We start from the raw sequence: 23,043 nt of genomic DNA, 5'->3' as shown, positions 1-23,043 counted from the left end.
TACGAACACCTGGGGACCTCTACTTGGCCACCAGCGGCGACACGCACTCGGCCGTTGACATGTCCGTAGGCGCGCCTGCACAGATGAGCCCGGCATGGGTGCGCGGGAGAGCGGTGTTATCCAGGGGGCGCCGGTTCGGACTTGTCTGCGATCCAGCGCAGCAGCCGGAAGGCGTGTTCGCTGAGGCGCTCGGAGCCGAACAGGGCACTGGCCAGGATGATGGCACCGAGGGCGATCACCAGGCCGCCGATGGTAAGGTTCAGCGCCGGGTGGACGAGCCAGGCGGCAGCCAGCGCACCCGCGGTCGTGAGGGCGGCCAGCCGGCCGTAGCGGGACGTCGATCGAGACATGCTCCCATATCAGCGGGTGAGCGCCGGGTGAGTCAGGTAAGCCGGGCCAGCCCGGATAACCACGGGTCGCCTCGAACGCGGGCGCAAGGACAAGGTGGCCTGTTTCCTCCCCGGATCTGGTCGCGGTGTTTACGCTGTGCTCAGCGCATCAGTTGTCGGTGACCATGATCTTCGGGGGCGGGGAGCAGGAGGATGGCACAGCCGACCACCGGCCTCGACCAGCGCGGCTGTCGCGAGCGTCTCGCGGGCTGGATGCACGGTGGACCTCGGCCGGCTCGTGCCAGGCGGCCCTGAAGGGCACGCGGTCGTGGGGCGATACGTCGCGGCGGTGCGGGCCGTCCGGAAGCGTCATGGCGATCTGGGTGTGGTCGACGCTGCTGGCCGGGGTCGACCCGGCGGCTGGTGCCGAGCGGCGGATCGGCAACACGGGGATGGCCGTGCTCTCGGGGCAGGCGGACGACGGCTGGGGCCTGGACACCTGACACGGCGATCCCCTGGGTGGCGCGGCGCTCGCGGGCGGGGCGGCGCGCGACGTCACCGGCGAGAGCTCGGGGGAGGCAGCGGCGGACGCCTCGTCGTGACGGTTCGCGACACACCTGCGGGCCTGCCGGACATGACCTAGGCATGAACGTCACTGACACCGAGCCGCCGGAGCGCACCCAGCGCTTCGGCCATCTCTACGAGCAGACGTATGCCGCGTTGCTGCGGTTCGTCGAGCGTCGCGTCCACCCCTCTCACGCCGAGGACGTAGTCGCCGACGTGTTCCTCGTCGCTTGGCGGCGCCTGGACGACGTGCCGCTGGCGGTGGATGAGGCGCGGGCTTGGCTGTTCGGCGTCGCGCACCGCACTCTCCGCAACGGGTTGCGGGCTGATCAGCGGCGGCAGGCGCTCACCGTCCGCATCGCCGACGGCCATCTGACTGGCACCGCGGTGGCCGGGCTGGACCCCGAACTGGTGGCGCGCCGGCTCGACCTCGTGCAGGCGTGGCGGCAACTCAGTCCGCTCCACCAGGAGGCGCTCGCCTTGGCCGTGTGGGATGGACTCACAGCCCCGCATGCCGCGCGGGTGCTCGGTATTTCCCCCGTCGCGTTCCGGCTTCGGCTCACCCGGGCTCGGCGTGCCTTGCGCCGCCACGCCGACGCGGCTCCCACTACAAAAACCCAGCCCGTGGCGACCGCCACCGTCGACTCTCGGAGCACGCGATGAACGACATCCTCGACCACACCCTGCGCGACCTCGACCCCGCTGTCACCCCGGCCGACCTGGACACCAGCACCGATCTCAAGGCTCGTTCCCTGCTGGCCCGGGTGGTGGCCGCCGACCCGATGGGCGCGCACGCACCGACGACCAGCAGCCCTCGCGTGCTCACTGCCCGGCGGCTCACCATGGTGAGCGGAGGTGTGGCTGCCGGCATCGCGGCGGCGTTGCTGCTGCCTGGCGTGTTCGGCGGCGGCACGGCGATGGCAGCGTGGACCGCGACGCCGCACACGGTGAGCAGTGACCGGGCCGCCGAGGCCCAGGAGAAGTGCCTCGATAAAGCCCAGGACACCGCCGGGCGCACGACTGGGCGCAAGCTCGACTTCCGGCCCGTAGTGACCGAGGGCCGGGGGCCATGGACGCTCGTCTACGTCAACGACGACAGCAGCCATCTTGCCGAGATCAGATGCCTGCTCCGCGATGGCGACATCGCTGCGGCGGGTGGCACCACGCCGGGGCCCGACGCACAACCGCTTTCGCCGGTTCCCGCGGGGTCGGCGCGGGCCGCCCTCGGCTCGGTCGTGAGCTCGAGTGAGGAGAGCATGCGTATCGTGACTGGCAGGGTCGGTGCCGGCGTGGTGGGTCTGGAGCTCTCCACGGAGGCGAAAGGCAGCGTGACCGCGACCGTCACCGGCGGCTACTTCGCGGCCTGGTGGCCGGACGCGCCGACGACGGAGGAGCGCGAGAACGCCTCACGTCGGGGCGGCGTCACGGGCGTCACGACAATCCTCCAGGACGGGTCGCGGCGCAGCGTCTCGCTCGAGGAGCTCACCGGCCGGACGAGCGCGCAGTTGAACACCCCGGCCACGGGCGGCTCCGTCAAGCTCGACTGACAGTGATGATGTAGATGAGCGCTTCCCGCCGGGGTCTGACCCATCGACTGACTGACCTCGCGGTCCTCAACGGGATCTGTCGTCCCTGGCCGGGAAGCGCTCATGTGCACTCACCGGACGTGGCGCCTGTGACTTCATAGGAGCCTGGCCAGAGGCCCCACCACTGTCTTGTCCGCGTCGCCCGGCTGGTGCGTGCCGCCCTGCCCCCGGTCGAGACGACAGGACGACGACGACCCCCATTACAGCCGAGAACGCGCCGATCAGCGAAGTCGCCGGCGGCGTGGACACCCATCAAGACACTGCGCCTGCCGAAAGCTCCGTCCACGCAGGTCAAGCGGCATATGAGTACTCGTGGAGAACCCCGCCGAGCCGATCTCGTCGGCGTATGTTCAGATCGTCGATTCGCTTCGGATCAGTGATCGGATCCGGGACGGTACGCAGCGGAGCTGCTTGGCGCAGGGCCTGATGGGCTCGGTGCTGGTTGTAGAACCGTTCGTACTCGCGCAGGGCGTGACGCAGGTGGCGCTCGTTCCAGATCAGGCAGCGGTCCACAAGCTCGCGGCGGCACGACTGCACCCACCGCTCCATGACCGCGTTCATGCGCGGCATCCGGATACCGGTGAGCACGGTCTCGATGCCGGCATCGGAAAGGATCTCATCCATGAGGGCCGGGAACTTCGCGTCCCGGTCTCGGATCAGATAGCGCGCCCGGCAGCCCGCATCCTCCAGATCCATCACGAGATTCTTGACCACCTGGATGATCCAGCTCGCGGTCGGGTGCGCGGTGGTGCCCAGCACGCGGACGCGCCTGCTGGCGTGCTCGATGACCGCCAGGATGTACTGACGCTGCCCGTTCAACGTGGTGGTCTCGATGAAATCGCAGGCCAGCAGGGCACCGGCCTGCGAACGCAGGAAGTCGGCCCACGTGGTGGACGCCCTCTCGGGCGCCGGATCAAGCCCTTCCTGCTTGAGGATCTCCCAGACCGTGGACGGTGCGATCGTGATGCCGAGCGTGGCGAGCTCACCGTGCACCCGCCGATATCCCCACGAGGGATTTTCGCGAACCAGACGCAGCGCGAACCAGTCGCAGGATGAGGACACGAATGGAGCGAACCGTAGGCGGGCGTCCTCTCCTGTTCGGCCGGCAGGTACGGGCGTGACGCCGTTTCATCAGATCGCGGTGCCGGCGCAGGACGGTATCCGGCCGGACGAGGAGCCGTACGCGGCGCAGGGCCTCACGTGGCAGCGATGTCAGCAGCGCGGCCAGGAAAGCCCGGTCCCCCTGCGTGAACCTCACCCTGGCATCGGCGCCGAGTTGCCGTTCAAGCACGGTGATCTGATGGCGCAAGGCGAGTATCTCGACGTCCTTGTCCCGATCGCCCATCGGCAGCAACCGCAGCGCGGCAAAGGCGTTCGTGACGGCGAGATAGGCCAGGCGAAAGAGCACGGCCGATCATCATTCCGCATGAGTCTCACTCTGCTGAGGGCCGGAGCTCGCGCACGCCATGCAAGGCCCACATGGCCGTGAGCTGGGCGGACGCAATTATCGGCCAGGCGCACAGCTGTGCCTGGCCGAAAGGCAGATCGACCAGCGCGGGCCTACGCCAGAGGCCCACCGCCTCGCGCAGCAGCCCGCGCCTCCCGGAATCCGCCCGAGGCCAGCAACCGCCGCCCATCACCGGCCAGCTGCCGGAACCGGTGCACATCCACATCCAGCGGGTCGATCGCCAGTCGGTAACCCACCCCGTCGAGCTCCACCGGCAGGCTCTTGCGCAACCGCGAGACCTGAGCCTGGATCGCGTTGGCGGCACCGGCAGGCGGATCCTCGCCGTACTGCCCGTCGATCAGCTGCTCCACGCTGACCACCCGGCCCGCGTTCACCAGCAAGATCGTCAGCAGAGTGCGCGGCCGTGGCCCACCCACCGCGAGTTGCTCACCGCGGTCGGTGCGCACGTCCAAGGGGCCCAGGATGCCGAACCGCATGGCCGACATTCTCGCATTCCTTGTATTGCCTACCCTTTTGAGCTCGTGCCGGACCAGCGACCATTTCCGTCACCATCTTCGGGATCGCAAGACAGTCGGCGGTGTCACGGTTTGTCGGCCGCGCCGATGTCGCTGGCCAGGTCTTGACGACTTCCTTACCGACGCAGGCGGGTGCTCGGATCTAACCTTGAACTGGAAGGGGCATGTAGTGATCATCAACATCGTGCTCGGGCTGATCGTCATGCTCACGGTCTGGCTGGTGGTCAGCAGCATCCGAGTCGTGAATCAGATCGAGCGAGGCGTGGTCTTCCGCTTCGGCAAGGCCCAGCGGGAGGTCCGCCGACCAGGGCTCACCTTCCTCATCCCGGTCGCGGACCGAATGAAGAAAGTGAACGTGCAGATCGTCACGATGCCTGTGCCCACGCAGGAGGGCATCACCCGTGACAACGTCTCCGTCCAGGTCGACGCCGTCGCGTACTTCCGGGTGGAGGAGCCGGTGCGGGCAGCCATCGTAGTGCAGAACTACCTGTTCGCGATCGAGCAGGTAGCGCAGACGTCACTGCGCTCGGTCATCGGTAAGAGCGATCTGGACGACCTGCTCTCCAACCGTGAGGAGCTGAACAAGGGCCTGGCGCTGATGATCGACAGCCCTGCGCTCAGCTGGGGCATCCACATCGACCGCGTCGAGATCAAGGATGTTCATCTGCCCGAGGCCATGAAGCGGTCCATTGCCCGCCAGGCCGAGGCTGAACGGGAGCGCAGGGCCCGTGTGATCACCGCGGACGGAGAGTTCCAGGCTGCGCGGAGGCTCGCCGATGCCTCGGCCATCATGAACGAGACTCCGGGCGCGCTTCAGCTACGCCTGCTGCAGACTGTGGTGGAAGTGGCGGCTGAGAAGACCTCCACGCTGGTCATGCCGGTACCCGTGGAGTTGCTGCGCTTCTTTGAGCGCTCCGCGAGGAGCAGCCCGGCTGCGGAGGCCACTGAACAGGTCGCCGGTCCCTCGGAGGGGAAACCCGAAGGGCAACCGGCCGTGACGGACACCACCGCGCCCGAGGTGGCCCCGCCAGGGCCCTTCTGCGAACGTTCCGCAGCGGAATCGGCCGCAAAGAGCGGCGCCTCGCGCACCGCATAGTCCAAGCACGGATCCGTCGCCCGGCACGCTCCTCCACCCTGGTCGGCTACGACAAGGTGTACCGCTCGAAAATTGAGTTACGTGGCCTGAGCTGCGGTTAAGCGACGTGGCGGTATTCGTTGATCGTGCCTGCAGCGACAGGTTTTCGGTGAACGGTCCGCAGGTCCTTGAGGTCGGTCACGTCCCCGGCGGGCTGCGTTGAGGTGTCCGGGGGTCGTTGGTGTCGGGACTGGTGCGGCCGGTGGCCGTTGTAGTGGATCAGGTATTCGCGGAGCACGAGGGCCAGGTGGCGTTCGTTGAGGATCAGGATGCGGTCCAGGAGCTCACGGCGCAGGGTACCGATAACGCGCTCGCAGATGGCGTTCATCCTCGGCGTCCGCGGCAACGTTGTGATGTCCCGTAGCCCTTCAGCTGTGAAGACCTCCCTGAAGGCGGAGGCGAAGAGCGGGTCGCGATCGTGGATCACGAACCGCAGCCCGGCGATGTGGTCCCCTAGGTCCATGGCCAGGTTGCGGGCTTGCTGCACGGTCCATGCCCCGGTCGGGTGTGCGGTTATTCCGGCCAGGTGCAGTCTCCGGGTGCCGTGCTCGATGAAGACCAGCACATACAGCCGTTTGAGCAGCATCGTCTCGACCACCAGGAAGTCACACGCGATGATCGCGTGGGCCTGAGCGGTCAGGAACCGCCGCCAGGTCGGCCCCGCCCGGCGAGGCGCGGGATCGATACCGGCGGAGTGCAGGATCTCCCACACTGTCGAGGCCGCAATCGGATACCCCAGCCGAGCCAACTCGCCTTGGATCCTCCGGTGCCCCCAGGTCGGGTTCTCCCGCGCCATCCGAACAATCAGTGCCTTGACCGGCCGGCGAGTGCATGGCCGCCCCGGACGCCTCCTACTCGTGAAGGTCCACTTACGCGCTACGAGATGGCGATGCCAGCGCAAGATCGTCGCCGGGGTGAGCGGGAATACCTCCGCCCACCGGCGGCGGTGGATCAGTCGCGACAACGCCGCCAGCCAGAGCCGGTCGATGTGATCCCATTGCAGCCGGCCATGGAGCTGACGGCGGAGTACCCGGTTCTCGTGACGGAGCACCAGCAGCTCAACGCCCTTGGACAGATCAGCGCGGACCAGCACCATCAGCAGGCCAAACAGGCACCTCATCAACCGGCAGACAAGCGATAACAACACCCCGCGATGGTCGCAGCCGCCGCCCTGATCGCGAAGCAAAACCCCAGCTCACAGCACAAAACCCCGTTTTCGAGCGGGACAGGCGTCGACAAGCCCGAACCCGTCGATCCCACTGCTAAGGAGGAGTACAACCCCTACCGCTTCAACGCCAAGCGCTGGGACAACTCCACGGGCATGTATGACATGGGGTTCCGCAACTACAACCCCGGCCTCAACCGCTTCCTCAACCTCGACACCTACAACGGCGCCCTCGACGACCTGTCGCTCGGTCTCGACCCCTGGACCAGCAACCGCTACGCCTTCACCGGTGGCAACCCCATCAACGGCATCGAACACGACGGTCACGAACCACGCCCCGGTCACTGTCAGAGCACCTGCCCCACCTCCCAAACTGACATAGACAAGGCCAACGCCGAAAACCGCTCCGGGCACGAGAGGATGCTCGCGAACTTTGCAGCGCGAGAAAGGAAAGCTCAGCCTACGCAGAAGCAGGCGACAGAAAAAGAGTCTGGCGGATTATGGGATTGGTGGAAGGGCTTCTCGGAAGGGCTCTTCTATACGACTTACCCCTTCGGTTTCGCCCTTCCGGATGACGTTACTCTGGACAACGGCACAGAAGCATATAAGTCAGGGTCAAACGTATGGCCGGAAATCAACCCATGCGGAGATTTGCCTGCAAATACTAACTGCGGTGTAGTCTTCCCGTTCGGGGGAAGAGGCGCCCGAAGTGCTGGCAAGACACGCGCTATCGACGACTTTATTGGTGAGGGCGTCATCGCTTCGATGAGCGATGACGGCATCGTCACCATGGTTATTGAGAAGGGGGCAAATACGCCTAAGGGTGGTCAGATGTTTACAGATGCATTTGCCCGTTTCGGTCCAGATAGCATCAAGGGTTTCGACGCTAAATGGGTTCCCGCGTTGCCCGCAAATCTCGGTGCGTTCAATAAAAATCTCCGTGCCGGAATGAGTATGACCGAGGCTGCGAAGGCAACCTTCACAGGCCATATGCTGTCCAAGTACGGGATCACAGAGGCTGTAGTCGATTATAGCTCTCTACGTGGGACTCGCGGCTGGTATACCAACGTCGAGGTCGAGTTTCGGAGGTCAGGAGGATGACACAGAGAAGGCCAGAGCTTCGAGCCCTTGTGGACGACGGCACGAGCCTCGCAGAGTTGCTGGAGCATCTGAGGTCCCAGGAGTCGTTCACGCTCACGCCACTGGCCTTCCTCAAGGTGGTTCAACTGGAGCTGGGAATCTCCTTCGTGCGAACACGGCATCTCTTGGAGTTCTTCGATCCAGAAATGGAACCCTTGGCCGACAGCGCGGTAATCGAGGAGTATTGGAGGGGCCTTCTTCGCGGAACTTGGCCTTGATTGTCTTTGACGCGATCACGGCCTGCCTCGTTGATTAGAGGATGCCCCGCCAGAGCACTGCTCTGGCGGGGCATCCTGCCGGGGCGCGATCCGACCGGCCCGGGAACTGCGCGCGTCCGGGGTGGCGGTCACCCTCGTGGTGCACGAGCACAAGCGGCTCGGCCGAGCAGCGTTCCGGACTGGGCCAGCGCTAGTACTACAGCGAGCCGCCTTCTGGCTTGGGCTACTTGAATGCATGGACGACAACGGCGAAGAGGCGATAGCTAGCTTCCAGAAGGTTATTGATCTAGGAAGTGATCGATATGTCGACCATGCTCGCAAGATGCTTGATGCCTTGACGATGCCGAAAACGCCCAGACGATCACGCGTCTTCGGAAGCGTGTGGAAGCGTGTGACAACCCTTTCGAAAGGGCCCATGGATCAGTAACTTGGTACGCAGCTTTGACGTCCGGTCCTTGAGCGTCGTCCGGCTCGCTGGTCACGATCCTCCGATCACACCGAAGGCAGCTTCGCCGGCGGTCATAGCGCAGGCTCCGCTTGCTGCGGTCAGCAACGGTCTTACGCGCGCCAGGCCACCCGCCGGCGGGCTGCTGCGAGCCTGCTGAGCAGCGTCTCAGCTGCCAGCACAGCGCCGTGCCCGAGCAGTCGGCAGGAGGATGTGGGATGTGGTGGCCTCCGGTTCGAGCGATCGGTGTCCCGGATTCGGCGTTGGTAGGGCAGTTCCCGCGACTCGGATGGTCTCAACTCCGCAGGTGGGTCGCGGCGATCCAACGCGGATGCGAGTCCGCTGGCGTGGATCGGCATGTGCCTGAACCGGTGGTCAATCGCTGATTGATGCTGATCCCAACCTCATCTGAGACGGCACACAACATGGAGCCACCTGGCTGTCACAGCTAGATTCGAAGCGCGATCATGGTCCACGACTGGTCCACAGCCAGCGAGCTACAACGAGAACGGGCGGGACTCCGTGAGACTGGAGGCCCGCCCGTACCTGCGATGTCTGCCCTGGTCAGCGGCCTGAACCGCTGGTCAAGATCGAGTGCCCCCTGCAGGATTCGAACCTGCGCACCCGGCTCCGGAGAGCATTGCAGGTTTGCTGGTGGGCATGCCTCTGAGCAGGGGCAACGCACGAATGCCACTCGATCAAGGCCATAGATGGCCCACACGTGGCCCACGATCAGGTAGAGAGCCTCCCGTTGACGTGGTGTACAGCGGGCGCGAAGCGCATCACGGGCTTCAACCCATGGCGGTCGTGGAATGCTCTGCGTTGTGATCGCCCCCTGCCAGGAGGTTCGTCGTGTTCCACAAGATCGTGCGATCCTTCACCCAAACTGCTGCAGACCAACGGAAGGCAGCCGAGGACGATGCGTGCGCTTATGGAACGCAGTTGCTCAGAGAGGCCCGCGAGGAGCTCAACCGGGCGGACACCAAAGCCCAGGTACTTCTCGGCATCGTTGGCATCGGCCTCGGTGCCGTCACAGGCGGCCTGCTCGCGGGCAACTGGTCACCTTTTGCGATGTCAAATGCCGTCGAGTGGCTGTGGTGGGCAGGGGCGGCGGCAGCCTTGGCGTCCGTGGTAGTGCTCGCCGGCGCGGTCTATCCGCGGTTGGATCGACGGAAGGGGAACGCCGCCGTCATGTACTACGCCGATGTCTTACGCCTCGACTCCACGGTGACCGTCACCAGCGCTCTGATGCGGTCCTCGGCACTGGACCTGGAGCGGGTCGCTGATCAGCTGTACCGGGTCAGCCGCATCGTCGGGCAGAAGTATCGGCTCATCCGCTGGGGGTTCTGGCTGCTCCTGAGTGGAATGACGGCCACGGTGAGCGCGGCGCTGATCAACGTCGTGCTCACCGGGTCTCCGCCGTGACCGCGCAGGCGTAGGTATGACGCCACTCCGACAGGCGGGTCACATTCCGCCTACCAGCAGCGTTTCGTCCTCCAGCGGCGGAACGGGCAGGCCGAGAAGTTCCAGGGTCCTGCGGAGCACGGTTTCGTTTTTGACCATGAAGTTGAGCATGTCCACCGTCTCGTACCGCTGCATGATCGAGTCGACGGTGCCGAGCAGTTGTTGTGCTCCCTGCTGGCGCTGCTCGACGAGTTCCGCGATGATCTGCGGTAGTTGCTCCGGGGAGACAGCCAATTTGATCGCGTGCTCCACTTGAGCGCTTCCCACCACGGTGGTGAGAAAGTCCTGCCATTCCTGCCGGACCTCGTCGGTGCTTTTGATCTGGAGAAGCGCGGCGGCGGCGTCGGCTCTGATGTCATGCTGCTTTCTGTGGGCATCTCGGTTGAGCTGGCGTATCTCCTCAGGAACGTTGACCTCGGCTCTGACCGCCCACCGGTAGACACCCGTCATCGAGCCTGAGATCGCTTGGAGTCTCTCGTTCGTGGCCTGCTCCGCCGCGCCGGGCGCGGTGATCTCGAACTGTCGGGTGGTCGTACGTACCTCCTGACACGCGCGCTGGAGGACCGCCTCCGCCTCGGGGACTTCATCGCTGAGGAGGGCTCGGGCCCGTTTCCCGCCCGAGGTCGCGGTTCGGAACAGGGTGACGGAGAAGTCATAAGCGTCGCCCTTGGCGGGCGAGGACAGAATGAACGGCTCGATGTCGACGGGCGGTTCGGTCTCGGGCTGGTTCTGCTGGACGCGGTAGAGCATGGGTGCCAGCCATTTGCGCATGAGATCAGCTCCTGTGAACGAGTTGACGCAGGTGATGATGAAGTTCGGCGGAGATCTCGCCGTGGTGCCGCCAGAGCCGGAGGTAGAGCAGGGCCCGCTCAGCGTTCCGCACATCGGTCAGGCTGAAGATCTGGTCCGTGATCTCCCGTACGGTGGGCCGCTCGTCGTAATGGCGCAGCCACTCGTTCAGCAGCAGATCCCAGGACTCGGGAACGACCAGGCTCCCCTCGTCCTCGTAGCTGAGCGCGTTGCGCCAGAGCATCACCAGGGAGGGATGGGGATCGAGCTCACTGGGATGCGGCCGATCGGGGCTCGAGACGGGAAGCGCGGCCAGCCGTCCGAAGGCGAGGGCGGCGCCGCGACGACCGGCCGCTCCTCCGTCACTGACCCAGTCAGCGAGGTGGTTCATGATGGTGGGCGCGGTGTCCCTGCGATAGAGGTAGGCGATGGACTGGGCTACATCGTGGTGGAACTTGGTGCCCCTGGTCAGGACCAGGGTCCTGAATGCGGCGAGGGCTTGGTCGGGTGCGGAGAGGCCGACGGACGAGGCGTAGGCGCGGATCGCGATCGCTTTCTTCGCGTCGTTGCCATGGATCATCGAATCGAGATGGAGGTGGACGCGGCGGGTCATCGATGGGTCCTCGGCGGCGGCTTCCAGCGCCAGGGCTGCGAGTTGATGGTCACGGGACCGGCGGGAGCGGCTCCACACGTCCAGGAACCGCTCGTTCACGAGGGCGAAGTCGAAGGTCGCGAGCTTTCCGACCGCGTGCCCGACCTTGATTCTTGTATGCCAGGATCCCTCGCCGCCGAGCCAGACCAGCCAGTCGACCAGCGAGTCGCGGATGGTCGGCTGGTCCTCCCAGATCACGCGCAGCATGACGGCCGCCAGCTCGGGGCGTCTCAGCCTGATGCTTCGCCCGCCGCCGGGCCCGGCGGGTGTGGCCTCGGCATCCACGTACTTCAGCCAGGCTGGCAGGTTCTCCCAGAGCTGGACCGATTTCGGCGAATGATCACGGCGCCACTTCTCGTCGAGCCGTTCGGCCAGGGCCAGGGCCGCGCCGGAGATTTCCGCCTCGGGCAGTCCGTGCAGTACGGCGATGCTGGTCATGAAGCATCGGCCCAGAGTCGGCCTGCGCTTGTCGAGGTTTTCGCCCACCTTCGCGCGCATTCGATGGAATCGCCGGTTCAGCATGGTTTCTATGGAGCTGCCGGACTCCATGGTGGCGGCCACCTGCCTGACCAGTTCGACCACTTGCCAGGGTGCGGAGAGGGCGCGGAGCTCTTCGTCCAGAATCCGCTGATCGTCTGCGGCAAGCCGTGCGCCCGATGCCTGAACGGACAGATGCTTGGCGAAGATCCGGCGGTTCGGCGGAGGGTCGTGCTCGATCACGGGCGCGATGGAGGACTGGACATGCTCCGGCACCAGGACGATCATCCTGCAGTCCACGTTGACGCCGGCACGCTTGAGACTCGTGGTCACCCTGCCCACGGCATTGGGTGTATCGACCAGGTCCAGCAAATAGCCGTGACCCGATTCCAGTTTCCAGTCGCGGGGGTTCGGCGTGCTCGCTCCGTGCGGCATGATCCAACTCACCCTGCCACCCCAGTCGAGCAGCGCCGCCAGGGCCGTTGTCGCCTTTCCCGTCTCTGCCGCTCCACCGAGCAGGACCAGGCGCCGGCTGTCGAGCAGCCTGCGTATTTCGGTTTGTGACTGGGTCGGTACCAGCGTTCGCCGTAGGTCTTCGATCTCGGTTTCTGTCAGTTCGTTGATGGTCGCTGTCGATTGTGGCCGCCCCTGGCCTACGTGGATGTCGCCCTGAGCGAACCAGATGTTGCCCTTCTTGACTCGGTTGCTCACGCGGCCGCTCAGGTCCCGGGTACCGGGGCTGGGCAGTTCGTCGCCGTACAGGTCGTCCAAGCTCTGTCGGCGTTCCTGCCACTCCTGCCGGGAAGCGGTCATTTCAGAACGGATTGATTGGTTGTCGGGTTCCTGGAATGGCTCGTCCTCCTCTTCGGGCGAGGCGTCCCCGACCAGCGGTTCTTCCGGCTGCGGGACTTCAGGGCCCGATGCCCCGGGCGGGGAGTCGCTCATTTCGTCCTCCGCTTCGAGTCACGAGTGACGTTGATGTCCCCTTGCGCGAAGAGAATGTCGCCTCTCTTGACCTTGTTCGTGATTGGTCCGCTCCCCGGCGACGGTGGTGAGGGAGCGTCCTTTCTGGACGGCGGGGGCTCCGGACCTTCCATGTCGTGGACGTCGAAGTGCGGCACGTACAGGTATGCCTGATATTCCTGTCTCTTCTCCGCTACCGCGACCTCCAGGAACTCCGATGGTCTCGGCCGTCCCGGTCCCTGTGACACGTAGTCGCGGAACACCTCCCGCGAGATGATCAGCGCCAAGTCGGCGTCGCGGAAGGTGTCGAGCGCGGCCCGTATCGGCGCCGAATCACGCAACCTCGCGGGCTGTACCGCATGTTGCCCAGGCCACCCGGCCGCGCCATCCAACTGCAGCGGTCCGACATGGATGGCCAGCCGAATTCTCATCCGCGCCCAGGTGGGATCGGCGCGTCGGCTGTTGTGCGCTGCGATGGCCATATCCAGCTCGGTCAGGAACTGGTCGAGGAGGAGAGGAATCGTGACGAAAGGGCCCGGCTCGGCGGGAAGGCGGGCGGTCAGCGAATCACCGCCCACCTGACGCTCCCACTCCCCATGGTCCAGATGAACGCGGTCTGCCGCCGTCTCGATGGCGCTGATCAGTCCAGACTGAAGGGTTCGCTGTTGGGCGTCGGTGCGGCCGCCGTAGTTCTCGATGTCTGCTGTGAACAGGACACGGTAATCGTGCGCAACCATGGCATCTCCAATGAGTGGGTGGGCTCAACGGTGAGGCACGACCCGGCGGGAGAAGCCTTAGAAATATGGCTTGGCGAGGAACGGGAGGTCAGCTAGTGCAGTCAGCCCTGCCAGGTCCTTCACTACCACGTCGCGGCGCCCACGCCGGATGACCCCCTCTGCGGCCAACTCGCGCAGCGCCTTCTGCGTCGTGATCTCCTTGGCGCCCACCAGCAGGCCCAGCTCGGCTCTCGTGAGTGGGATGCCGATGCTCACGCCGTCATCCGTGGCGGGCCGTGCCGCGAGATCAGCGCGATCAGCACGCGTGCCAGGCAGATCTTCGTCTCATACCCGGCAAAGTCGAGGCGCCGTTGATTGGACCAACGCAGCCGCTCGGTCACGACCTGCGTCAGCGCCAGCGCCGCAGCCGGGCGCCGGGCCACGAAAGACCGGAACACCGGACCCTTGACCTGTTGGCAGACGGCGCGCCCGCAGGTGGCCACAGTCGCTGACCGCGGTGACCCGTCCATGGCGGCCATATCGCCCACGATGTCACCCGACACCCGGATTGCCAGGGTGGCCTCCACTCCGTTCTCAACGCCCCCGGTCACCTTGACCAGAGCGTCCAACAGGATCCAAACCGATGTACTGCGATCCCCCTGCCTGATCAATGCGTATCCGGGCGGAAACGAGCGCAAGGTCCCGAGCCCAAGGAGTTCCGAGCGCAATTCGTCCGTCAGACGGTGCATGAAGGTGCCGATCGGCCATCGGTTGGGTGCCAAAGTTTCCTCCAGCAGGCGACGTCTCACACATATGCCATCCCGGGTTGTCTCGGCAAGATACTTATACCTTCACGAACGTTCAGCCCTATCGTGTCTGTCAATGGCCAAGTGCGTCTGGGCCGGACCCACTTTTACATTGCCGCGGAAACACCGGTGGGGCCTTTGCGCAGGGTGGTCCACCTGCGAGCTTCAACAAGAACGTCTCTATTGCGGCAGGGTGAACCCGGAGGACGTCTTCTGCGTACATCCCGGCGTCTGGGCATATCAGGAACCGGGGCTGAGCATGCTGTTACGTTATGCCCCCTTCGCCGGGGATCTTGATTTGTGGGAGGATTTGACTGTTGTCGAGCAGGCCGGAGACCCGCCATGACGACGCCTACGCCAGTCCCCCAGCCGTCTCCCGAACAACCGCCGGTACATCCTTCAGGAGATCCTCCGGCCCATGCCGACACAACCCCGACGCCTCCCTCTCTAACTCCGCCGGCGGTCGCGCAGCCGCCCGACTGGGGGTACTCGGGGATCGACCCGAAGCTGATGGGCGACTTCGAGCGCGACCTGGGCCAGGCGGAGGCCACGCTCGGCAGGAACGAACCACTGATCCGCCGCACGTTGCAGGACCTCGACCTGGACACCTCGCGGTTGACCGCGATACGGGAACTGGGTAACTGGATCGGCGCCAAGCGTCCGGAGCTACGCCGCCGCAACGACACGATCCAGGCCGTGAGCTCGGAATGGGGCCCAGCGGCACCAGGCGGAATGACACCATTCGACGAGGCCCTGTACAGCAGTGCCTCCGGCGATGCCGACGTGTACGCCGCCGCGGCCAAGTTGAGTGAACTCGACCAGTCCAGTGAGGTGGACGAGAAGACCGTCGCCCAGTTGGAGAAGCGCGCGGGTGACGCAGATTTCGCCACGTCGCTGATGTACGCGCTAGGGACAGAGCGGTTTCGTCATCTCATGGCAGCGCTCGTGTACCAGAAGGATGCCAGGAAGCAGCGTGTGCAGGCGGCGCTGGGTAAAGCGCTCGGCGCGGCCAGCTCGCGGCTGAGCACGTCATGGCGGAATGAGCTGCTCACGAACCTCAGGGTGCCGGTGGATCAGCACGCGCTCGCAGCGCTGCTCCCGTACGGCACGTTCAACCGGGACTTCCTGGTGGCAACAGCCAAGACGCTGGAGGCTCTGGATCGGAAGACTGCGCAGGACAACCTCTCGGGAGGAATCCCGCACGATCCGATGATCGGCGTGATGAGGGCGCTGGCCAACCACCCGAAAGCGGCCCAGGACTTCTTCGCCGGCGATCCCAGCGTGCTGAAGCGCTATGTGACCGAACGCCCCATGTACGACGACGGGGCAGCCTTCGGCAAGGCGCTGGAGGCCGCGACGATGACCTACCGAGACCGCGACGGCTCGCCACAGGAACCATCGCCGGGCTTCACCTCGGCCGCAATTGCCCGGGACTTCATCCACTGGGAGGCTCAGCGAGTCCTGGCAGGCACCGAAGGCCCTTCCTTCGCGACCACCGGCACCACAGCCCGCATCCTCGCCGCCTACATCAACGACGTCAACCGCGCCGCCAAGATGCCCAATGCCGGTGATTCAAAAATCTATGGACCCGACCGCGTCTACCAGCCGAAAGAAGGGCAGATCTGGGGCGCGCAGTTCAACAGAGAAGATCTGCGCAAGGTCATGGAGGACGCGTTCAAGCAGGACCCTAAAGCATTGGCCACAGTTCTGGCAGCCGAGACCACATGGTCGAGGAAACTGCTGGACTACGGCGCTGCACAGGCTGCAGACGGCACGGGTGTCAAAGCTCTAAAAGCCAACGCACAAGAAGCCGGAGCAGGCTTCGGGCTGATCACCGACGCCAGCGGGCTGGCCACCATCCAAAAGGGCAAGGAATTGGATGAGGCGCAGGAGCGGAACATGAAGATATTTATGGCGGTGGTCAACAGCGGGCTCGCGATTCCGCAAGCAGCCCCCTGGGCGATAACAGCCGGGGTAGTGAGCTCGTGGAATAGCATGATCGAAAGTGCAGCCGCGACCGAAAAGAATACGAACCAGGCGACGTACGACGCCAACACGGCGAAGGAGAAGGCGAGGTTCCTACTCGATCAAATGGCCGTCGACGCTATGCTCAAGCACGAGCTGTTCGGCAAGGCAGAGCCTGCTGCCGCCACGCATCCGTGGAGTTCTCTGGAAGGGCTGGGCAAGGGAGAAGACCCTCGGAAGTCACCCAACAACTTCTTGAAAGAGGACGGGAACTCGCTGATGACGCTGCACGAGATGGCTCCGTACCAGGGTGACATCCACCCACGGCTCCAGGCCTACCAAAGATGGCTCTACGACGGCCTCGCCGGGGATCCGTGGGAGAAGATCGCTGGCGATTTGGACACGGGGTTCGAAAGAGGGTTTTCGGAGTACAAACCGTCATGAGATCACGTCTCGCATGGTTGGCCGCAGCGCTGAGCGCATTTTCGCTGCTATCCGCATGCCAACAGGAAGAAGCCCCAGTAAATAAGGCGTCGCTTCCGCCGGTAGCAGCTCCACCGTACATCTGCGATTACGTCCCGCTTGACGCCGTGCGGCTGATGACCGGCGTGCACGATCCCATCGTCAGAGGGCGTTTCAACATGTCGACGAGCGATGACGGGGGTTCCGGAGGGTGCTTCGTCTACCAGCCGACCGGCAACAAGCTGAAGGTTCTGGACGTAACCTTGTCCCCCGGCGGATCTCAGAAAGAGGCCGAGTTCCAAATCAGCCAGGGGGCTCAGCGTCTACCGGAGATCGTTCCCGGCTCAGTCGGCTATTACGGTCAGGACAGCAGCGCCGGCAACACCCAAGCCGCAGCGACACTCGTGCGCGGGGACGACCTCCTGATCGTCGAACTGGTGCGGGGCGTCAAAGGACGGGATAACGCAGCCGACGTGGTGGCCCTGATGAAGCTGGTCGCGCCAAAACTGATCCTCAACGTGACTCCATCTCCGAACAAGGCGAAGGGCTGAGCCGATGGCCGCGATGGTTCGCAACCCGCTGCATGAGGCGCTCCAGCAGGCCATTCGCACAATCGGCCCGATGATCGAGCAGGTCGACGCCGACGTCGACCGGCCCTGCCGGATGTTTCATACCGGCAAGGTCTGGACCGGGCCGACCGCCAAGCAGTTCGACGCCCAGCTCACCCAGTACAGCACCCGAGCCCGCACCTCCGGGCAAGCAATCATGGACGAGTTACAGCAGGCGCTGAACCGCACGCCGAGCGAGGTACCCGAGGAAGAGGCCGCTTCGATCAGGCGGAAGTACGGCATCGTCTGAACCCCGCCGAGGCGCCCGACTAACCGACGACACGAATTACCTGCCGTGCGCCGTTTCCAGTCAGGGACGTCGAAGTTCTCCGTTGTTCCGGAGGAGTCGGGGAACGCGAGTCAGGGTCAGGCACTCTCCTCGACCGATGGCTTGTCGGGGCCGGAGGCGCGTCCCATTTTGCCGCTGTAGACCAGCGTGAACCGATCGGCCGGTACCACGATGTCGGCCGTCTCCACCTGCATCTCCCCCGAGTAGTACGTACGCTTGATCGTCACCATGATCGAGCCCGGCGCGTGCCGTAGCCGCTCGCATTCCTCAGCCGTCCCAGGTCGCGCTCCGACCTCTTCCACCCAGTCGTCGATGGGCATGCCGATGCTCAGCATGCGCTCGGCGACTCCGCGGCCGGCCAGCATGCCATCCTCCGGCAGCACGATCGGCGTTCCACTCGTGATCGCCAACGGTTCCCAACTGGTCGAGAGCATGACCGGCTCGCCATCGGCTGAGAAGACATAGTCAGTCCGGACGACGTCTTCCGCATGACCCGTGGCCTCACCGAGGCTCAGGCGGTCGCGGATCTCCGGCGGAGCCTGGACGCTCTGCGACCGGTAGGTCCAACCGGCCTCGCGGCCCTGCCGTTCCATGTCCTGCATGAACGGTGAGCCGTACGGCGTCGCGCGGTACCACGCGCGGATGAGGCGCTTCGGCTCTCGCGGAAGCCGAACGAACGTGCCGGCTCCGGACCGCGCAACGGCGAGGCCCTCGGACACAAGCACCTTCAGTGCCTCGGAGGCGGTGGAGCGCGAGATGCCGAGTTCGTTCGCGAGCCCTGGTACGGAGGGCAGGCGATCTCCTTCCCGCAACTCTCCTGACCTGATGCGTTCGCGCAGTTGGTCGGCGACTCGCAGGTACAAGTAGCGCTCGTCTTCTCGATTCACGCGGGTAGCTTGACAGCCTTACCGGTAAGCTTCAAGCTTATCGGGACGCAACGCAACCTACCCGAGAAGGTTCTGCATGTGATGTATCAGCAGCACCTACCACCCATTCCGGACAGCATCGACATCGTCGGCGTCTGGGCGCGTGGCATCGCTCAGGCCGAACGCCCAGATCTCGCAAGAGACGCCGAGCGCGTCGCCCGTACCCTGATGGCTGCGGCCATCCGACGCACCATGCGAGGCCAACTCATCCAAACGCGGATCGACGTGGCCCACGACAGCCTGTGCATCGAGGTCCACGATCCGGGCGGTTACGACAACCTCGGCGGCTTTGAGACAGCCGAACTGTCTAGCGCCACCACATCCTTCGGCGCGTCCCGCGACCACAGCGGGCATCGAACGTGGGCCGTCCTGCGCTGGTTCGGGGAGGCACAGCATGACCTCGGATAATGATCACAGTCTTGGCTGGACAGGAGCCGAACTCGGGGTCGCGCCGAAAGGCCATCGATCGGTGGGCGGTGGCGGACCGACTTCCCTGCCCAGCACAACACCGGAAGATCAACCACCTGCGACTTCCGCACCCAGCACCCTGCCCGATGACCTGCGGGGTGCGTTCAGGCGGTTCTACGTCTGGCGCGACGCTCAAGGCAGATGGCGGGCAAGACCGTTGCCCAGGCTGGCCCCCGATGAGGTCGCTTTCGGCATCAGGCAAGAGCTGGTGGCCGATACGCCGCTTGAGCTTGCTTTCGCGTGCACGTGGCAGCGGAGCCGCCGCACCGTCCATCGCTACCTGCAGGAGTACGCCCCCTGACAGGACGAGCCGTGGTTCAGCCAAATGATGGAACGGTCCCACGGCGGGAGCTGTACGCGCGCCCCGTGAAAGATCGCATTCGGATCACCGAGACCTCTTGCTGTGGCGCATACGAGTGGGCCTGCCAGGGAGGGCAGTTCCTCATCCTTCGGGCCAGATGCCCCGAGGGGTACGAAGAGACTGGTAGAGGGCTCTATAGGCAGGCGCGCTCGGTCTGGGACCTTCTCATTTCCGCCCATGAGAACGAACACCGCCGTGAAAACATGATCTCTGGCGCCGTCAAGTCCAGGAGCCGACGTCCGAGGGCACGCCGCGATCCTGCGGCGTAACCGGGTTCCTCCGGCCTGCCTTGGAGAATCACCACGCCCGCCTATGCGCGGGCGTGGGGCTGCGATTCCTCGCAGATCCGAGACCGTCCGCTCTACTCTAGAGACAGTGTGGCTCGGCGAGGGAGCGCGATGAGCAAGGCGAAGGATGGCCCCACCTACGTACGGATAGCGGAGGACCTTCGCCGCCGCATTCGCGAAGGAGATCCGCCCGCCGGCGGAATGCTGCCCTCCGAGGCAGACCTTGCTCGAACGTATGGCGTGGCGAGAGGGACCGTTCGTCAGGCCGTCGCCGAGCTGGAGCGTACGGGACTAGTGGCCAGCGAGGCAGGCCGTGGACGCAGAGTGGTAGGAGACGGTCTGCCAGGCGCTGACCGCGCGGCCTCGACCCAGTACGAAACGATCGCCGAGGCTCTACGCAAGCGCATCGAGAGCGGCGAACTCACTCCCGGCCAGCAACTACCGGGCGAAGCCATGGCCGCGGATCAGTACGGCGTCTCGAAGGGAACTGTCCGACAGGCGTTCCAATTGCTTGCCGCTGAAGAGCTGATCACCGCCGTCCATGGCAAAGGGTGGTTCGTCGGTGGACCCGACCATGCACGGACGCGCGCTGACGATGTTGCCGCCGTCCTGCGGCAGGACATAGTCAGCGGGAGATTCGCCGTTGGTGCTGTGCTTCCTGGGGAGAATGCACTGGCCCAAGAGCGAGGCGTTGGTCGTATCACTGTCAGACGAGCGTTCGCGCTGCTAGAAGCAGAAGGGGTAGTCGAGAAGCGGGCCGGAAGAGGCCGCGTGGTCAAGACGCAACCAAAGGGCTCCTAGTGACCGTGTTCCAGTCAGCCGCAGGTCCGTTCACCTCTCAGGAGGCGCAGGCGACACTTCAGGAGGCATGTAAGGTTGCCGGCCTCTCCAGCGAAGGAGCGCGGTTGATCCGCCTCGGCGAGAATGCCCTCTTCGTTCTGGTGGCCGAACGGGTCGTCGTGCGAATAGCGCGGAGCCTGGACGTGCTTGACGACGCTCGCAAAGAGGTGGCCGTGTCGGCCTGGCTTCATGAGGCGGGACTGCCAGCGGCGCGAACGACCCATCACTCACAGCCTCTTATTGTCAGGGACAGGCCCGTCACGCTGTGGCACTTCATCGACAACGGCGGCGGTTCAGCGACTTTGACTGACCTAGCCGAGGTTCTGCGGGCTCTCCATCGGATGCCGGTCCCTGAAGGGCTGGCCCTGCCACAGATCGACATCCTTGGGCGCGTCTCGGAACGCATCTCCTCCACCAATGTTCTCTCGGACGAGGAACGTGAGTTCCTGCTGAGGAAGTACCAACTACTTCGGACGGCTTATGAGGCCCTGCATTTCCCTCTCGCCGACTGTGCCGTACACGGTGACGCTCACTCTGACAATCTCATCAAGACCACCGACGGGACTATCGTGCTGATCGACTTCGAGCGTTTCGCCTTCGGCCCTCCTGAGACCGATCTCGCCGTCACAGCCCTTGAACACTCCCTGGGCTGGGGCACCCGTGCCGAATATGATCAGTTCGCGGAGCGCTACGGTTTCGACGTCCTGGCCTGGGAGGGCTATCCCGTGCTCAGAGACATCAACGAGTTGAAGATGACGACATGGCTGATGCAGAACGTCAACGAAGACGAGGCCATCGCCCAAGAGTTCCGTAAGCGCCTTTCCTGCCTCCAGAATCCGGACGCGCCTCGTCAGTGGCGGCCTTTCTAATCGCCGAGGGAAGGATATTTCTCGACGATGAGGGTGTTGAACGCCCTGACCGAATCTTCGCCGCCGAAGCCCGCGAGGTCGGCTTTCAGATCTCGAACGTACCGGAGATAACGCGCAGACTTGAGAGGGCCGGCAAGGTTGACGGCTTCTAGCGCCACCAAGGCGGCCTTCGCGGGCTGCCCCATGTGGACGTAGCTGGCCGCCTGCACGAGGCGGTCGAAGGCAAGCGTCCGCACGTACATCGGGTCACAGAGATCGACGGCCTGGCCGACGAATTCCATGGCCTGTGAGGGGATTCTGAGGTCGCGATAGCAGTGCGCGCCTTCGCTAGCCAGCTCCGCAGCGTCGAAGTAGCGTGACCATGGAGGGTCATCCTCCACATTGCGCTTGCTGAAATACCTCTCGGCCTGGAGCAACGCCCGTGCGCATTGGGCCTCGTCGCCATTACCTGCGTGGGCTCGCGCTTCCATGGCGTAGAACAAGGCCATGGGTGTGGCGGTGGAGACGTCCTTGCACCCTTCCTGCGCTGCCCGTGCAAGCTGTATCGCCTGGTTGTACCGACCGAGATAGTTGGCCTGATGGCTCATATCGGCGAGCAGCAGACCGCCCATCATGCGGTCACCCGATGCCTGCGCGAGGCGTAGCCCTTGAAGGAAATACCGCTGAGCGAGCCCATGTCTGCCCAGGTCGTAAGCCGTCCAGGCGACCAGTTCGGTGATTTCCGCAGCCGCCGCGTACAACGATCTTCCTACCGGCTCGGTGAATTTACCGTTCAGCATCGGGACGACTTCGCGGTTGTAATACTGAATAAGCGCGGAACGCGCGTGACCGCCGCCGAACTGAAAACCCATATTGGCGAAGATCTCAGTTGTCGCCCGGATCGCGTGCACGTCCCACGCACCCACGGATGGGCGGGCGTTACCCCTGGCTTGATGCAGCTCCGGCCGCGACAGCAGCCACGCGATCAGAGCCTCGCTCCAGGCGTCCGGCACGATCACGGACTCCAGGGCGACGGGATCATCGGCGAGGTCCCGCCGGGTAAGGCCCAGCAGCAGGCTTCCGACGTCGGATATCCCACCACCGTGGGCGAGGGTGGCTTCAAGCGTCTCCTGAGTGACGGCGCTTCCCAAGCCCACGTCGTCCAGCGAGAACGTCACGCCGGCCTTCTGAGAGAGGGCCTCGGTGATGAACCGTGCTGTCGTCGGGCGAGGCTTCACGCCATCAAGCCACCGCTTGACATCCACATGGGTGCAATTCAGGTTTATGCCGTCTTTCTGGGCAATTTGCCGCACTCGCGAAGCAAGTCCCGAATTTGAGCAATCCGCGCGCCGCATGGCCTGCGCGAGCGCGACATTGGGCATTCGAGACACGTTCACCTCCGGATATCCGCGCCTTCGCATCATGGCCCGGACAAGGCTTCCGCGGCTCGAACTCCACAAATTTGGTCTGGGTGTTTCTCCTGGTCGAGGAGCGAAAGCACCCCCAAAAGCACCCCCTGTGCATTCAGTCCCGGGGGCGATCACAGTGTTGCCGGAG

25 protein-coding genes are annotated in these 23,043 nt (G+C 64.6%); 13 read left to right on the top strand and 12 right to left on the bottom strand.

The window, feature by feature from the left end; translation table 11 throughout:
- Positions 1–116: 116 nt before the first annotated feature.
- Positions 117–350, bottom strand: a complete 234-nt coding sequence (locus tag ABD844_RS12970; protein ID WP_344876440.1) for a hypothetical protein — start codon at positions 348–350, stop codon at positions 117–119.
- A gap of 350 nt (positions 351–700) precedes the next feature.
- Here ABD844_RS12970 and ABD844_RS12965 point away from each other — a divergent pair, with 350 nt between their 5' ends.
- The 3 genes from ABD844_RS12965 (at position 701) to ABD844_RS12955 (ending at position 2,440) form a co-directional block, all read left to right on the top strand.
- A complete protein-coding gene (locus ABD844_RS12965; RefSeq protein WP_344876438.1) occupies positions 701–832 on the top strand; it encodes a hypothetical protein in 132 nt (43 codons plus the stop codon).
- A 142-nt stretch (positions 833–974) separates the two neighbouring features.
- Positions 975–1,556, top strand: a complete 582-nt coding sequence (locus ABD844_RS12960; RefSeq protein ID WP_344876436.1) for an RNA polymerase sigma factor — start codon at positions 975–977, stop codon at positions 1,554–1,556.
- On the top strand, positions 1,553–2,440 hold the full coding sequence (locus tag ABD844_RS12955) for a hypothetical protein (RefSeq protein ID WP_344876434.1): 888 nt from the start codon (positions 1,553–1,555) through the stop codon (positions 2,438–2,440). The genes ABD844_RS12960 and ABD844_RS12955 overlap by 4 nt, the downstream gene beginning before the upstream one ends.
- A 330-nt stretch (positions 2,441–2,770) precedes the next feature.
- Here ABD844_RS12955 and ABD844_RS12950 read toward each other — a convergent pair whose 3' ends face one another.
- The 3 genes from ABD844_RS12950 to ABD844_RS12940 form a co-directional block, all read right to left on the bottom strand.
- A complete protein-coding gene (locus tag ABD844_RS12950) occupies positions 2,771–3,472 on the bottom strand; it encodes an integrase core domain-containing protein (protein WP_344876432.1) in 702 nt (233 codons plus the stop codon).
- On the bottom strand, positions 3,462–3,887 hold the full coding sequence (locus ABD844_RS12945) for a hypothetical protein (protein ID WP_344876430.1): 426 nt from the start codon (positions 3,885–3,887) through the stop codon (positions 3,462–3,464). Before ABD844_RS12945 ends, ABD844_RS12950 begins: the two co-directional genes overlap by 11 nt.
- A 152-nt stretch (positions 3,888–4,039) precedes the next feature.
- Entirely contained in the window at positions 4,040–4,423 is a 384-nt protein-coding gene (locus ABD844_RS12940; protein WP_344876428.1) for an AfsR/SARP family transcriptional regulator, read from the bottom strand.
- A gap of 208 nt (positions 4,424–4,631) precedes the next feature.
- Here ABD844_RS12940 and ABD844_RS12935 point away from each other — a divergent pair, with 208 nt between their 5' ends.
- Positions 4,632–5,558 carry an SPFH domain-containing protein gene (locus tag ABD844_RS12935; protein WP_344876426.1) on the top strand — a complete coding sequence of 309 codons (927 nt, stop codon included), beginning with the start codon at positions 4,632–4,634 and terminating at the stop codon, positions 5,556–5,558.
- Between the two features lie 97 nt (positions 5,559–5,655).
- On the opposite strand, the gene ABD844_RS12930 is transcribed toward ABD844_RS12935, so the two are convergent.
- Positions 5,656–6,744 carry an integrase core domain-containing protein gene (locus ABD844_RS12930; RefSeq protein ID WP_344876424.1) on the bottom strand — a complete coding sequence of 363 codons (1,089 nt, stop codon included), beginning with the start codon at positions 6,742–6,744 and terminating at the stop codon, positions 5,656–5,658.
- Positions 6,745–6,750: 6 nt separating this feature from the next.
- Here ABD844_RS12930 and ABD844_RS12925 point away from each other — a divergent pair, with 6 nt between their 5' ends.
- From ABD844_RS12925 to ABD844_RS12915, 3 genes are all read left to right on the top strand, one after another.
- A complete protein-coding gene (locus ABD844_RS12925; protein ID WP_344876422.1) occupies positions 6,751–7,863 on the top strand; it encodes an RHS repeat-associated core domain-containing protein in 1,113 nt (370 codons plus the stop codon).
- Positions 7,860–8,120, top strand: a complete 261-nt coding sequence (locus ABD844_RS12920; protein WP_344876420.1) for a hypothetical protein — start codon at positions 7,860–7,862, stop codon at positions 8,118–8,120. The genes ABD844_RS12925 and ABD844_RS12920 overlap by 4 nt, the downstream gene beginning before the upstream one ends.
- Positions 8,121–9,417: 1,297 nt before the next feature.
- Complete coding sequence (locus tag ABD844_RS12915) at positions 9,418–9,990, top strand: Pycsar system effector family protein (protein ID WP_344876418.1); 573 nt, start codon at positions 9,418–9,420, stop codon at positions 9,988–9,990.
- A gap of 39 nt (positions 9,991–10,029) precedes the next feature.
- On the opposite strand, the gene ABD844_RS12910 is transcribed toward ABD844_RS12915, so the two are convergent.
- Genes ABD844_RS12910 through ABD844_RS12890 form a run of 5 tightly spaced genes read right to left on the bottom strand, consistent with a single transcriptional unit; the run spans position 10,030 to position 14,435 of the window.
- Positions 10,030–10,800 carry a hypothetical protein gene (locus ABD844_RS12910; protein ID WP_344876416.1) on the bottom strand — a complete coding sequence of 257 codons (771 nt, stop codon included), beginning with the start codon at positions 10,798–10,800 and terminating at the stop codon, positions 10,030–10,032.
- 4 nt (positions 10,801–10,804) lie between these two features.
- Entirely contained in the window at positions 10,805–12,892 is a 2,088-nt protein-coding gene (locus ABD844_RS12905; protein ID WP_344876414.1) for a hypothetical protein, read from the bottom strand.
- Entirely contained in the window at positions 12,889–13,647 is a 759-nt protein-coding gene (locus ABD844_RS12900; RefSeq protein WP_344876412.1) for a hypothetical protein, read from the bottom strand. The genes ABD844_RS12905 and ABD844_RS12900 overlap by 4 nt, the downstream gene beginning before the upstream one ends.
- Before the next feature lie 57 nt (positions 13,648–13,704).
- Positions 13,705–13,902 (bottom strand): helix-turn-helix domain-containing protein, encoded by a 198-nt coding sequence (locus ABD844_RS12895; RefSeq protein WP_344876410.1) that lies wholly within the window; start codon positions 13,900–13,902, stop codon positions 13,705–13,707.
- On the bottom strand, positions 13,899–14,435 hold the full coding sequence (locus ABD844_RS12890; protein WP_344876408.1) for a Crp/Fnr family transcriptional regulator: 537 nt from the start codon (positions 14,433–14,435) through the stop codon (positions 13,899–13,901). Before ABD844_RS12890 ends, ABD844_RS12895 begins: the two co-directional genes overlap by 4 nt.
- A 507-nt stretch (positions 14,436–14,942) precedes the next feature.
- Here ABD844_RS12890 and ABD844_RS12885 point away from each other — a divergent pair.
- The 3 genes from ABD844_RS12885 to ABD844_RS12875 all read left to right on the top strand — a co-directional run bounded on the left by ABD844_RS12885 (position 14,943) and on the right by ABD844_RS12875 (position 17,717).
- Entirely contained in the window at positions 14,943–16,841 is a 1,899-nt protein-coding gene (locus tag ABD844_RS12885) for a DUF6571 family protein (protein WP_344876406.1), read from the top strand.
- A gap of 155 nt (positions 16,842–16,996) precedes the next feature.
- Positions 16,997–17,410, top strand: a complete 414-nt coding sequence (locus ABD844_RS12880; protein ID WP_344876404.1) for a hypothetical protein — start codon at positions 16,997–16,999, stop codon at positions 17,408–17,410.
- A 4-nt stretch (positions 17,411–17,414) separates the two neighbouring features.
- A complete protein-coding gene (locus ABD844_RS12875; RefSeq protein ID WP_344876402.1) occupies positions 17,415–17,717 on the top strand; it encodes a hypothetical protein in 303 nt (100 codons plus the stop codon).
- A 116-nt stretch (positions 17,718–17,833) separates the two neighbouring features.
- Here ABD844_RS12875 and ABD844_RS12870 read toward each other — a convergent pair whose 3' ends face one another.
- A complete protein-coding gene (locus ABD844_RS12870) occupies positions 17,834–18,643 on the bottom strand; it encodes a GntR family transcriptional regulator (RefSeq protein WP_344876400.1) in 810 nt (269 codons plus the stop codon).
- Positions 18,644–18,724: 81 nt separating this feature from the next.
- Between ABD844_RS12870 and ABD844_RS12865 the strand changes: the two genes are divergently transcribed.
- The 3 genes from ABD844_RS12865 (at position 18,725) to ABD844_RS12855 (ending at position 21,507) form a co-directional block, all read left to right on the top strand.
- A complete protein-coding gene (locus tag ABD844_RS12865; RefSeq protein WP_344876398.1) occupies positions 18,725–19,090 on the top strand; it encodes a hypothetical protein in 366 nt (121 codons plus the stop codon).
- An 819-nt stretch (positions 19,091–19,909) separates the two neighbouring features.
- The gene (locus ABD844_RS12860) at positions 19,910–20,599 is read left to right on the top strand and encodes a GntR family transcriptional regulator (RefSeq protein WP_344876395.1); all 690 of its coding nucleotides are present in this window, start codon (positions 19,910–19,912) and stop codon (positions 20,597–20,599) included.
- On the top strand, positions 20,599–21,507 hold the full coding sequence (locus ABD844_RS12855; protein ID WP_344876393.1) for a phosphotransferase family protein: 909 nt from the start codon (positions 20,599–20,601) through the stop codon (positions 21,505–21,507). The genes ABD844_RS12860 and ABD844_RS12855 overlap by 1 nt, the downstream gene beginning before the upstream one ends.
- Here the strand turns inward: ABD844_RS12855 and ABD844_RS12850 are convergent.
- Complete coding sequence (locus ABD844_RS12850; protein ID WP_344876391.1) at positions 21,504–22,868, bottom strand: NsdA family TPR-like regulatory protein; 1,365 nt, start codon at positions 22,866–22,868, stop codon at positions 21,504–21,506. The genes ABD844_RS12855 and ABD844_RS12850 overlap by 4 nt on opposite strands.
- Positions 22,869–23,043: the final 175 nt, after the last annotated feature.

The organism is Nonomuraea antimicrobica, from assembly GCF_039536965.1.
Taxonomy (GTDB): Bacteria; Actinomycetota; Actinomycetes; order Streptosporangiales; family Streptosporangiaceae; genus Nonomuraea; species Nonomuraea antimicrobica.
This window is presented reverse-complemented; position numbering and strand designations above follow the sequence as displayed.

Bases quoted from the DNA above. Each gene is read 5' to 3' on its own strand.
- ABD844_RS12970 (WP_344876440.1), bottom strand. From the start codon at position 350: ATGTCTCGATCGACGTCCCGCTACGGCCGGCTGGCCGCCCTCACGACC.
- ABD844_RS12965 (WP_344876438.1), top strand. From the start codon at position 701: ATGGCGATCTGGGTGTGGTCGACGCTGCTGGCCGGGGTCGACCCGGCG.
- ABD844_RS12960 (WP_344876436.1), top strand. From the start codon at position 975: ATGAACGTCACTGACACCGAGCCGCCGGAGCGCACCCAGCGCTTCGGC.
- ABD844_RS12955 (WP_344876434.1), top strand. From the start codon at position 1,553: ATGAACGACATCCTCGACCACACCCTGCGCGACCTCGACCCCGCTGTC.
- ABD844_RS12940 (WP_344876428.1), bottom strand. From the start codon at position 4,423: ATGCGGTTCGGCATCCTGGGCCCCTTGGACGTGCGCACCGACCGCGGT.
- ABD844_RS12925 (WP_344876422.1), top strand. From the start codon at position 6,751: ATGGTCGCAGCCGCCGCCCTGATCGCGAAGCAAAACCCCAGCTCACAG.
- ABD844_RS12920 (WP_344876420.1), top strand. From the start codon at position 7,860: ATGACACAGAGAAGGCCAGAGCTTCGAGCCCTTGTGGACGACGGCACG.
- ABD844_RS12910 (WP_344876416.1), bottom strand. From the start codon at position 10,800: ATGCGCAAATGGCTGGCACCCATGCTCTACCGCGTCCAGCAGAACCAG.
- ABD844_RS12905 (WP_344876414.1), bottom strand. From the start codon at position 12,892: ATGAGCGACTCCCCGCCCGGGGCATCGGGCCCTGAAGTCCCGCAGCCG.
- ABD844_RS12900 (WP_344876412.1), bottom strand. From the start codon at position 13,647: ATGGTTGCGCACGATTACCGTGTCCTGTTCACAGCAGACATCGAGAAC.
- ABD844_RS12885 (WP_344876406.1), top strand. From the start codon at position 14,943: ATGGGCGACTTCGAGCGCGACCTGGGCCAGGCGGAGGCCACGCTCGGC.
- ABD844_RS12880 (WP_344876404.1), top strand. From the start codon at position 16,997: ATGACCGGCGTGCACGATCCCATCGTCAGAGGGCGTTTCAACATGTCG.
- ABD844_RS12875 (WP_344876402.1), top strand. From the start codon at position 17,415: ATGGCCGCGATGGTTCGCAACCCGCTGCATGAGGCGCTCCAGCAGGCC.
- ABD844_RS12865 (WP_344876398.1), top strand. From the start codon at position 18,725: ATGTATCAGCAGCACCTACCACCCATTCCGGACAGCATCGACATCGTC.
- ABD844_RS12860 (WP_344876395.1), top strand. From the start codon at position 19,910: ATGAGCAAGGCGAAGGATGGCCCCACCTACGTACGGATAGCGGAGGAC.
- ABD844_RS12850 (WP_344876391.1), bottom strand. From the start codon at position 22,868: ATGCCCAATGTCGCGCTCGCGCAGGCCATGCGGCGCGCGGATTGCTCA.